Raw genomic sequence first — 11,480 nt, forward strand, 5'->3', positions numbered from 1 at the left:
CTTTGAATATAACAACGGATTTATAGAAGGATTAAACAATCAAACAAAAGTAATTAAACGGAATGCGTTTGGGTTTAAACGTTATGATCGCTTCCGATTAAAGATATTATTACATCATCAATTGAAATCGTATGATATTCAAGTGGGGTGAGGAGTAATAGGAAATACTCCTACCCCAACATTTGACGTAGAACCTTCTTTATAGAGACGTTTGGTTAACAATTGTTTAAACGAAATATAGTTTTCGTAACCTTCATCGGATTCCTCTACCCACATCATCTTACTTTTCCTTTTCATATAACGTATGAATTAAAAGAAGTAAAGAAGTTAAATTTATTATTACACACAACGTTTTTCCAAAAGTATTAATTCACATCCCAATCATGGTTTAGAATATTATATACTTATAGAAAGGCTCTTTTCTAAAAGATTGTTGTTTTTAGTATTAATAAAATACATTGTTCATGAGAATTTTTCCTCTAATTTATGTAATGGGGGACACTTGACTCCAGCAGGGTTTAGAGGAAAGTATGTGTCTACTAGGGAGTAATGCTAAGTCCTCAATATTAAAATGCTTGAAAAAGCAACAATGTATACGAAAACAGCCTATACAAAAGAAAAAATCTTTTAGGAGCGTTGAACATTGTGACTGATAGGGATTATTTGCAATTCATTGAAAACATTAAGCGTAAAACAGGTATCGACTTAAGTTTATATAAAGAAGCACAAATGAAAAGAAGACTCATTTCCCTCTATGAAAAGAAAGGATATCAATCTTTTCAATCGTTTTATCAAGGAATGGAAAAAGACCCAGATTTATTCAAGCAATTTTTGGACCGCATGACCATAAACGTTTCTGAATTTTTCCGTAATTTCAATCGATGGAAAGTATTTGAAGAAACGATTCTTTCGTCGTTTCTTAAGAAGCGAAATCAGTTAAAAATATGGAGTGCCGCCTGTTCTACAGGGGAAGAGCCTTATACGATTGCGATGATAGCATCAAAACATGTCCCTCTAAGCTCAGTTAAAATCTTAGCAACAGATATTGATGAAAATGCGATCGCTAAAGCAAAACAAGGACAATACGCTTCAAGGTCATTACAAGAAGTTCCTGCAGATATTAAGGCAAAATATTTTGATACTGAGGGAGATCATTTTGTTGTTAAAAAGGAAATAAAGCAAGCTGTTACGTTTAAAAGACATAACCTACTTGCTGATAAATTTGATGAAGGCTTTGATATTATTGTGTGCAGAAATGTACTAATCTATTTCACTGAAGAAGCTAAACAAGGATTGTATACTAAATTTGCGCGTTCTTTAAACGATGATGGAGTGTTGTTTGTAGGAAGTACTGAGCAAATTTTTAATGCTGAGCAATTTGGTTTGAAGTCCATTGAAACGTTTTTCTATCAAAAGAACACTTGATAAATTTTCTATTCAAGCGTATTATTTTATGATATATTTACTTAAAAGCGTTAAAGTGTTGAAGGGGGAAGTTAGTCGAGATGAGATATTTAACAGCAGGAGAATCACACGGACCACAATTAACAACGATTGTTGAAGGAGTTCCAGCTGGACTCCCTTTATTAGCAGAAGATATTAATGAGAACTTAGCGCGTCGTCAAAAAGGTTATGGCCGTGGTAGAAGGATGCAAATTGAAAAAGACCAAGTGCAAATTGTTGGTGGCGTTCGCCATGGAAAGACGTTAGGCTCTCCAATAGCACTCGTTGTAGAAAACCGTGATTGGAAACATTGGACAAATATTATGGGGATTGAACCGCTAGATGAAACTGAGGAAAAAGAAGTGAAAAGGCAAATTTCGCGACCTCGACCAGGACATGCCGATTTAAATGGGGCAATCAAGTATGGACATCGAGACATGCGAAATGTTTTAGAGCGATCATCAGCGCGTGAGACAACGGTTCGTGTGGCCGCTGGAGCCGTAGCGAAGAAGGTATTAGCAGAGTTAGGGATAAAAATTGTTGGGTATGTAAAAGAAATTGGAGGAGTCAAGGCACGAGATGTCAATTATCCAATTGAAGAAATTAGCGAATTGACAGAGCAATCAGAAGTAAGATGTGCAGACCCTGAAGTAGAACAAAAAATGAAAGATGCAATTGACGAAGCGAAGAAAAACGGTGACTCAATTGGAGGTATAGTAGAAGTTGTCGTAGAAGGGGTGCCAGCTGGTGTAGGCAGTTACGTCCATTATGATCGAAAACTTGACGCGAAAATTGCACAGGCCATTGTAAGCATTAACGCTTTTAAAGGCGTTGAATTTGGTATCGGCTTTGAAGCAGCAAGAAAATTTGGAAGTGAAGTACACGATGAGATTGCATGGAATGACCAGGAAGGCTACTATCGAAAAACGAACCGATTAGGAGGCTTCGAAGGTGGTATGACAACAGGTATGCCAATCGTCGTGAGAGGGGTCATGAAACCAATACCGACTTTATACAAACCTCTTCAAAGTGTAGATATTGAGACGAAAGAAACATTTGAAGCAAGTATTGAACGTTCAGATAGCTGTGCTGTTCCTGCTGCTGCAGTGGTTGCTGAAGCTGTAGTTGCTTGGGAAGTTGCAAATGCGATTGTTGAGCAGTTCGGGGTTGATCGAATGGACGTCATTAAAGAAAATATTGAACGGTTAAAAGCTTATGCGAGGGAATTTTAATGAAAACCTTAAAAGTTCGGACGAAAAGCCGTACATATCCTGTATATATTGGTGAGGGAATTACCGGTCAATTACATGATTTTCTAAAAGAAATTAATTTATCTCCCTCTCGTATAATGGTCATGACGGATGAAGTCGTGCTTTCTTATTACGAATCATATATTCAAGAGGCTTCGAAGCAATTGGATTGTCCTGTTCATTTTTTCGTCATACCAAACGGAGAATCACAAAAATCGTTTGAGCGATATTATGAAGCGCAAACTTTTGCTTTAGAAAAGGGATTGGATCGGAAGTCAGCCATTTTGGCAATCGGTGGTGGAGTAATTGGTGATCTTGCTGGGTTTGTTGCAGCAACTTACATGAGGGGAATTCCTTTTATTCAAATACCGACAACATTATTAGCTCATGATAGTGCAGTGGGTGGGAAAGTGGCGATTAACCATCCTTTAGGGAAGAATATGATCGGTGCGTTTCATCAGCCTCATGCTGTTCTTTTTGATGTGTCCTATTTAAAAACGCTTCCGCTAAAAGAATGGAGAAGTGGATTTGCCGAAGTGATAAAACATGGATTGATTCAAAATAAAAGCTTTGTTGAAGAGTTAGAAGAAGAGATCCATTCATTACAGACAATCACAATGAAACAGGCAATGTATTGTATTGAAATAGGAATTTCGATAAAAGCGCACATTGTAGAGCAGGATGAACAAGAAGAAGGAGTTCGTGCATTCTTAAATTTTGGTCATACGTTAGGGCATGCCATTGAAGCGAGCTTAGGGTATGGAAAAATAACACATGGTGAAGCGGTTACCATCGGTATGCTTTTTGCATTATATGTAAGTGAGAAAGTTTACGGTATAGACCTATGCTATGACAAATGGAAAAGTTGGTTTAATATCCTAGGTTATCCAACGACCATTCCGGCCCATATTACGAACGAACAACTCGTTACAAAAATGACGAGTGATAAAAAGGCAATTGAAGGTCAAATACGCTTTGTTTTATTAAAAGCGATAAGCGAGCCGATCGTAACACCGATTCAAACGAAAGAGATTTTAACTTTATTAGACGAGTGGAGAATGGAGGAGTCACAATGATTCGTGGAATTCGAGGCGCAATAACGGTAGAAGAAAACGAAGCGAATTCAATCATTGAGGCGACTGAGAAGCTTATTAAAAGAATGGTTAACGAAAATGAAATTAAGCCGGACTATATTGCTTCAGTTTTTATATCGGCTACAAATGATTTAAACGCTTCATTTCCGGCGAGGGCTTTACGTAACTTTTCGGGATGGTCTTTCGTACCTGTGACATGTATGCAAGAGATGGCCGTACCTGGAAGTTTGGAGAAGTGCGTTCGAGTTATGATGCATGTAGAAACGAATAAAGCTCAAAAAGATATTAAACATGTTTATTTAGAAGGTGCGAAAAATTTACGACCGGATTTAATTGACAATTAAAAAAATGTAGATTAAGATATTCAGTAAGTTTTAGTTACCTAATATTGGTTTAGTTGAGTAGAGATTAGATAGTTGAGAATGAGTCAGGAAGAGCAGAGGATTGATTTAATGATTAAAATTCACTGCCCAAAACAGACTGTTTTGGGCTTTTTTAACCTATCTTCATCTTTTTTCTTCAGATTTATCCTCTCTGAACTCATTCTCCATACTGAATGGAGGACTGAGCTTATGTTTGAAACTTCCTTTGAAGATTTCGCACAAGATCAAAAGCTATATAAAACGATACCAATTATTTCTCATGTGCATGTCGATACGTTAACTCCGATTGATATTTTTCATGCATTACAAGATGAGGCAGTTTTTATTTTGGAAAGTCATGACCAAGAATCAACATGGTCTAACTTTTCTTTTATCGGTTTAAATCCACTTTATTTCATTCGAGAAAAAATGAATCAGTTTGTGTTTGAAAATCGGCAAGAAGAGGTTCTTTTTACTAGCCATTCGATTTCTGAGCTGTTTCAACGAATCGAACAAACACTTCATGTAAAGAAACCGAAATTAAATATTCCATTCATCGGAGGAGCTGTCGGAAGTATAGGATATGAGGCGGTTACTCTATTTGAGAAAGTACCGAATCATTCTAAAAGTGATGTACAGCGAACGAAATGTGAGTTGCTCTTGTGTGAAACGATAATAGCTTTTGATCACCATAAGAAACAGATGACGATTATTCATTACGAAACGGTAGACGGGATAGAAACAAACGAAAAAATAAAAGAAATATATGCGGCTGCAACCGAAAAAGTTGTCAGCTTGCACAGGAAACTCAAACAGAGAACCCGCTTAGAACAACCGTTTATTCATACAGATACGTCACCTGTTTCATTCGAATCCTTTTCCTCTAATTATAAAAAAACTTCGTTTATGAATGATGTTGAGAAAATCAAAGAATACATTCGTAGCGGTGATATATTTCAAGCCGTATTGTCACAGCGATTTGAAAAAAAAGTGACCGTTTCTGCATTTCAACTATATCGTGCTTTGCGGATTGTAAATCCCTCACCGTACTTATTTTATATAAAACTATCAAATGAAGAATTAATCGGTAGTTCGCCGGAACGTCTTATTCATGTCCTAGGTGATCATTTAGAAATCCATCCGATTGCTGGTACTAGAAGAAGAGGCAATTCTAATGAAGAAGATCAACAGCTTGCAACGCAATTGATTCAAGATAAGAAGGAATTAGCTGAGCATTATATGCTCGTTGATTTAGCTCGAAATGATATCGGTAGAGTGGCCTCATATGGATCGGTACAAACACCGCAATTACTTGAGTTAACTTATTTTTCACACGTTATGCATTTAATATCGAAAGTTACTGGGCGGCTTAAAGAAGATATACATCCAATGGATGCGCTTATTTCCTCGTTTCCAGCAGGAACTGTATCTGGTGCACCAAAAGTAAGAGCAATGCAAATTTTACATGAGCTTGAACCGACTGCAAGGGGAAGCTATGCAGGGTGTGTAGCTTACATTGGTTTTGATGGAAATATTGATAGCTGTATTACCATTCGAACCATTTCCCTTCAAAACGGAGTTGCGTACGTTCAGGCTGGTGCTGGAATTGTTGCAGATTCAAAACCAGAATTAGAATGGAAAGAAACAATAAACAAGGCAAGCGCGCTTATTAAAACGATTGAAATCGCTGAGCAAACATTCAAGACGGAAGGAGAGGGTTCGAATGAAAAGCATTCTGAAAAAGTGTATTGAAGGTGATACGCTATCACAATTACAAGCCGAAGAGGCGATGGATGCCATGATGCAAGGGGAAGCAACGGATAGTCAAATTGCAAGTCTCGTATCGATTTTGCGTTTCCGTGGTGAAACCGTTGATGAGTTAATTGGATTCGCAAAAGCGATGAAAAAACATATGATTCAAATTGATGGAATGGAAAATGTTATTGATACCTGCGGAACGGGTGGTGATGGTGCAAATACATTTAACATATCTACTGCATCCGCCATTTTAACTTCTTCTTTAGGCGTAAAAGTGGCGAAACATGGAAATCGTTCGGTTTCTTCCAAAAGTGGTAGCGCAGATGTGCTGGAATATTTAAACATTCCTATACAGTCTTCACCTGAAGAAGCACGTGTCGCGATCGAGCAATCCAATATGAGCTTTTTATATGCGCCTCTTTATCACTCTTCAATGAGATATGTAGCGAAGACGAGAAAGGAAATAGGATTTCGAACATTTTTTAATTTATTAGGACCTCTAGTGAATCCTGCAAAGGCAAAAAAGCAAGTAATAGGTGTATATTCTCTTTCATACGCTCAAAAGCTCGCACATGCGTTGCAGCATTCTGACTCAGAGCATGTACTCTTTGTGACAGGAAACGACGGATTGGATGAAATGACTATTACAGGAAAGACAAATGTTATTGAAGTGCGGAACGGAACGATACAATCATACGAAATAACTCCTGAGCAAATGGGCTTATCGCGTGGGGAGTTAAAGGACATACAAGTTCAAAATGTTCAAGAAAGTGCCGAGCTAATTGAACGGATTTTCCGAAATGAAGCAAATGAAGCTGCACGTAACATCGTCTTGTTAAATGCGAGCGCTGCTCTATATGTTGCCGGGGCTGTACGCAATTTACATCAAGGAGTTGCAATGGCAAAGAAAGCACTCGAAGATGGGGTCGCCCTTCGCCACTTACAAGCATTACAAGTAAGAAAGGAAGAGAAATATGCTTGAAGAAATATTACGTGTGAAAGAAGAAGAAGTAAAACAGATTAAGCTCGAAAAACATGGGAATCATGTTCCGAAACGATCGTTTTACGATGCGTTAAAAAATCCGAAACGATTTATTGGTTTAATAGCAGAAATAAAAAAAGCATCTCCTTCCAAAGGGCTTATTCAGCAAAATTTTAACCATGAAACGACGGCTTTACAGTATGAAAAAGCTGGAGCAGATTGCTTGTCTGTTTTAACGGATGAACGTTTTTTTAAAGGGCATAAGACATATTTACAAGATGTAAAGCGATTGGTAAATATCCCTATTTTACGAAAGGACTTTATTATAGATGAAATTCAAATAGAAGAATCAAAGCAAATAGGAGCAGATGCGATTTTACTCATTGCAGAGGCTCTTTCGCCTAAAAAACTTAAAGCTTTGCATGAAGTGGCCATGTCATATGAGCTTGATGTATTAGTAGAAGTTCATTCGAATACATCATTACAACGTATTTTAGATCAATTCACTCCAAAAATCATTGGCATCAATAATCGAGATTTAACATCATTTCACACGACGGTGGAGCATACAGAGAAGATTATCTCAAATGTTCCGAAGGAGTCGATTGTCGTAAGTGAGAGCGGTATTTTTACAAAAGAAGATTTAGATTTCGTATTCAAATGTGGAGCAAATGCAGTGCTAGTTGGGGAATCGTTAATGAGAAAATCGAATCAATGTCAAGCTATCCACGAATTGTTTGGAGAGAATGTCAATGTCAAATAAAGTTGAAGTAAAAATTTGCGGGAATCAAAGTTTACAAGATGTTCAAAACGTAGTGGAGTTAGGCTTTGATTATGTAGGATTCGTTTTTGCCAAGAGCAAAAGGAGAGTACATCCATCTGAAGTGAAAAAGTGGATAAAAAATATACCCGAAGAAATTCAGACCGTTGGTGTTTTTGTAAACCCTACATTGGAGGATTTACAGAATTTTTTAGAAGAGGTTCCACTAGATATTGTTCAGTTACACGGCAAGGAAACACCATCATTTGTTCAAGAAGTAGTTCAAAATTTACCACAACGAGTTTGGAAGGCTCTTCATTATCATGAGCATATTCTTGAGGAGATGGAGCGTTTCAAAGATGTAGATGGATTTGTTATTGATAGTTCGGTAAAAGGACAATTTGGAGGAACGGGCAAAACCTTTAATTGGGATAATGTTCGTGAATATCAAGCCTTTGCAGATGAAAAACAGAAAAAGTTATTCATTGCAGGAGGGATTAATCCAGAAAATGTTCACGACTTACTACAAAAAGAGATATCGGGCATTGATTTAGCAAGTGGTGTAGAGGTGAACAGTCAAAAAAATAAATCCTTGTTACGATTGTTAAAAGAAAGGGTGGAAAAGACTCATGTATCCTGATACATTTGGACGATTTGGTGAATTCGGAGGAAAGTACGTACCTGAAACATTAATGCAACCTTTATTTGAAATCGAATTAGCATTAAAAGAGGCGTTGGAAGATGACTCTTTTCGAAAAGAATATCTAAAACTATTAAATGAGTATACAGGGCGCCCTACCGCTTTAACCTTTGCAAATGGATTAACAAACCATGTAGGTGGAGCAAAAATTTATTTAAAACGAGAAGATTTGAATCATACAGGAGCTCATAAAATAAACAATGCAATAGGGCAGGCCCTCCTTGCGAAACGTATGGGGAAAACGAAAATCATTGCAGAAACAGGAGCCGGTCAACACGGTGTGGCAGCGGCAACCGTTGCTGCAAAATTTGGCTTAGAATGCAAAGTTTTTATGGGAGAAGAAGATGTCAAACGTCAACGCTTGAATGTATTTAGAATGAAGTTGCTTGGAGCAGAAGTGATTTCCGTAACAAGTGGTAATAAGACATTAAAAGATGCCACTAATGAAGCGATTCGGTACTGGGTTGCTAATTGTGATGACCATTTTTATATGATTGGTTCAGTAGTTGGCCCACATCCATATCCTTATATGGTACGAGAATTTCAACGTGTAATTGGAGATGAAGCGAAAAAACAATTTACCGAACGAACGGGTACGTTACCTACGAAAGTCATTGCATGTGTTGGAGGAGGAAGTAATGCGATTGGAATGTTTTCTAGTTTTATCGATGAAAATGTAGAATTAATTGGCGTTGAGGCGAGCGGAAAAGGAATCAACACTCCTGAACATGCTGCGACCATTACAAAAGGTTCTAAAGGTGTTATCCATGGATCCTTAACATATTTACTGCAAGATGAATTTGGGCAAATCATTGAACCATATTCCATTTCAGCTGGTTTAGATTATCCAGGTGTAGGGCCGGAACATGCGTATTTAGCTTCAATAAATCGAGTCCAATATGAGCATGCATCAGACGAAGAGGCGCTAGAAGCATTAAAATTACTAAATCGAACAGAAGGAATTTTATGTGCGATTGAATCGGCTCATGCTGTAGCAAAAGCAATCGAAATGGCTAAAAATATGAACGAAGAAGAAGCGATATTAATTTGTTTATCTGGACGGGGAGATAAAGATGTTCATACTTTAATGGATTATGTTGAAGGGGGAGAGTTTCATGTTGAACAAATATAAAAAGGAAGAAAAGCATTTTATTCCATTCATTATGGCAGGAGACCCATCAGAATCAATTACGATAGACTTAGCCCTTCAACTTCAAAAGAAAGGTGCATCTGTATTGGAACTAGGGGTTCCGTATTCAGATCCATTAGCCGATGGTCCAGTTATTCAGCGTGCATCTTTACGAGCAAGAAAAAATGGCATGAACATTGTCAAAGCAATAGAACTTGGTAAAAAATTAAAAGAAAATGGTTTGAAAATTCCGATTATCCTCTTTACTTATTTTAATCCTGTGTTAAAATTAGGAACAAATCGCTTTTTTGCTTTAATGCAACAAAATGATATTGATGGATTGTTAATTCCAGATTTACCTTTTGAAGAGAGTGAAGAAGTACGTAGAAATTGTGAAGTCAATGGCATTGATTTTATTTCTATGGTGGCACCAACTTCCGAAAAAAGGATTGAAATGATAGCCCAAAACGCAACTGGCTTTTTATATTGTGTATCTTCTTTAGGTGTTACGGGTGAGCGTTCTCAATTCAATCATGAAATACAGTCATTTTTACAGAAGGTGAAGACAATAACAAGTATTCCGGTTGTTGTCGGGTTTGGTGTATCCAATCGTAAACAAGTGGAATCATTTTATCGAATGAGCGATGGAGTGGTCGTTGGAAGTGCCATCATCCGAAAAATAGAGGAGCTTCTTCCATTACTTCAAGATGAGGATACGAAGCAAAAAGGCCTCTTACAGTTTGAACTATTTTTAGATGATCTCCTAAACATAAAGGGTAGAAGAGGTGTCTCGCATGAAAGTGAAAGAACAGTTAACGAAGTTGAACCCTTACCAACCGGGAAAGCCGATTGATGAAGTAAAACAACAATTTAACTTGCAAAAAGTAGTGAAATTAGCTTCGAATGAGAATCCATTCGGTTGTTCAGAGAAAGTAAAGGAATCGTTACAGCAAGCCGTGAATCAAATGGCTATTTATCCCGATGGATATGCGGCGAAATTACGTAAAAAACTTGCAAAAATGTTGAATGTTGAAGAGAATCAATTAATCTTCGGAAATGGTTCAGATGAAATCGTTCAGATTATTTGCCGTGCCTATTTAATGCCAGGGGTAAATACTGTTATGGCAACTCCTACATTTCCTCAATATAAGCACAATGCTGTTATTGAAGGCGCAGAGATTCGTGAGATCCCTTTAACTGAAGGAGCCCACGATCTTGAAAAGATGCTTGAAGCAATCGATGAACAAACAAGGGTAGTATGGGTATGTAACCCAAATAACCCTACTGGAGTTTATATTGATAAAGAATCATTAGATGTATTCATTGAGCGTGTACCTAAAACGACTCTAATTGTTTTGGATGAGGCTTATTATGAATATGTCACCCAAAACAATTATCCGAATTCGCTTTCGTATCTATCAACATATGAAAATGTGATAGTGTTACGAACTTTTTCGAAGGCATATGGGCTTGCTTCATTACGAATAGGATATGGAATTAGTAATCCAGCGTTAATACGAGAAATGGAGCCAGCTCGTGAACCCTTTAACACGAATGTATTTGCACAAGTGGCAGCCGAGGCTGCTCTTGATGATCAAGCGTTTATTCAATCTTGCCGTAAACAAAATGAAGAAGGTTTAAAGCAATTCTATCAATTTTGTGAGGACTATAATCTTCAATACTACCCATCTCAAGGGAATTTTATTTTAATTGACTTTCAAAAAGACGGTCAAAAGCTTTTTGAAGACCTTTTACAAAGAGGGTTTATCGTTCGTTCTGGTAAAGCTTTAGGATTTCCTACTTCGTTACGAATTACAATCGGTTCAAAAGAGGAAAATGAAGCAATCATCGAAGAATTGAAACAGTTAATAAGTTGAATAAAACAACAAAAACAGATTTGAGGGCGATTAAAAAGGAGAAAGGGTCCTTTTTGGTCACCCTCCTTTTATACAAGGCTCTTTTCTAAAAGGTTGTTGTTCTTTGAACAAGTATAATACTTTTA

At 37.3% G+C, this 11,480-nt stretch carries 13 protein-coding genes; 12 read left to right on the top strand and 1 reads right to left on the bottom strand.

Features of this window, described 5'->3' with window-relative positions; all coding sequences use genetic code 11:
- Positions 1-151: transposase (locus tag ML543_RS07475; protein WP_243386990.1), on the top strand; the 151-nt coding region annotated here is incomplete at its 5' end.
- Here ML543_RS07475 and ML543_RS07480 read toward each other — a convergent pair.
- The gene (locus ML543_RS07480) at positions 139-279 is read right to left on the bottom strand and encodes a hypothetical protein (RefSeq protein ID WP_243386575.1); all 141 of its coding nucleotides are present in this window, start codon (positions 277-279) and stop codon (positions 139-141) included. The genes ML543_RS07475 and ML543_RS07480 overlap by 13 nt on opposite strands.
- Before the next feature lie 366 nt (positions 280-645).
- On the opposite strand from ML543_RS07480, the gene ML543_RS07485 reads away from it, so the two are divergent.
- From ML543_RS07485 to hisC, 11 genes are all read left to right on the top strand, one after another.
- A complete protein-coding gene (locus ML543_RS07485) occupies positions 646-1,425 on the top strand; it encodes a CheR family methyltransferase (RefSeq protein ID WP_243386576.1) in 780 nt (259 codons plus the stop codon).
- 80 nt (positions 1,426-1,505) lie between these two features.
- Positions 1,506-2,675: a chorismate synthase gene (aroC, locus tag ML543_RS07490; RefSeq protein WP_243386577.1), complete on the top strand. Its 1,170-nt coding sequence runs from the start codon at positions 1,506-1,508 to the stop codon at positions 2,673-2,675.
- On the top strand, positions 2,675-3,769 hold the full coding sequence (aroB, locus tag ML543_RS07495) for a 3-dehydroquinate synthase (protein WP_243386578.1): 1,095 nt from the start codon (positions 2,675-2,677) through the stop codon (positions 3,767-3,769). The genes aroC and aroB overlap by 1 nt, the downstream gene beginning before the upstream one ends.
- Positions 3,766-4,131: a chorismate mutase gene (gene aroH, locus ML543_RS07500; RefSeq protein WP_243386579.1), complete on the top strand. Its 366-nt coding sequence runs from the start codon at positions 3,766-3,768 to the stop codon at positions 4,129-4,131. The genes aroB and aroH overlap by 4 nt, the downstream gene beginning before the upstream one ends.
- A gap of 228 nt (positions 4,132-4,359) precedes the next feature.
- Entirely contained in the window at positions 4,360-5,901 is a 1,542-nt protein-coding gene (gene trpE, locus ML543_RS07505; RefSeq protein ID WP_243386581.1) for an anthranilate synthase component I, read from the top strand.
- Positions 5,873-6,889 carry an anthranilate phosphoribosyltransferase gene (gene trpD, locus ML543_RS07510; protein ID WP_243386583.1) on the top strand — a complete coding sequence of 339 codons (1,017 nt, stop codon included), beginning with the start codon at positions 5,873-5,875 and terminating at the stop codon, positions 6,887-6,889. Before trpE ends, trpD begins: the two co-directional genes overlap by 29 nt.
- The gene (trpC, locus tag ML543_RS07515) at positions 6,882-7,652 is read left to right on the top strand and encodes an indole-3-glycerol phosphate synthase TrpC (protein WP_243386585.1); all 771 of its coding nucleotides are present in this window, start codon (positions 6,882-6,884) and stop codon (positions 7,650-7,652) included. Before trpD ends, trpC begins: the two co-directional genes overlap by 8 nt.
- Positions 7,642-8,289, top strand: a complete 648-nt coding sequence (locus ML543_RS07520) for a phosphoribosylanthranilate isomerase (RefSeq protein ID WP_243386587.1) — start codon at positions 7,642-7,644, stop codon at positions 8,287-8,289. Before trpC ends, ML543_RS07520 begins: the two co-directional genes overlap by 11 nt.
- A complete protein-coding gene (trpB, locus tag ML543_RS07525; protein ID WP_243386589.1) occupies positions 8,279-9,481 on the top strand; it encodes a tryptophan synthase subunit beta in 1,203 nt (400 codons plus the stop codon). Before ML543_RS07520 ends, trpB begins: the two co-directional genes overlap by 11 nt.
- The gene (gene trpA / locus ML543_RS07530; RefSeq protein WP_243386590.1) at positions 9,465-10,331 is read left to right on the top strand and encodes a tryptophan synthase subunit alpha; all 867 of its coding nucleotides are present in this window, start codon (positions 9,465-9,467) and stop codon (positions 10,329-10,331) included. The genes trpB and trpA overlap by 17 nt, the downstream gene beginning before the upstream one ends.
- Entirely contained in the window at positions 10,273-11,355 is a 1,083-nt protein-coding gene (hisC, locus tag ML543_RS07535; RefSeq protein WP_243386592.1) for a histidinol-phosphate transaminase, read from the top strand. The genes trpA and hisC overlap by 59 nt, the downstream gene beginning before the upstream one ends.
- Positions 11,356-11,480 lie beyond the last annotated feature (125 nt).

It is taken from the genome of Bacillus kexueae (genome assembly GCF_022809095.1).
Lineage (GTDB): Bacteria > Bacillota > Bacilli > Bacillales > Aeribacillaceae > Bacillus_BZ > Bacillus_BZ kexueae.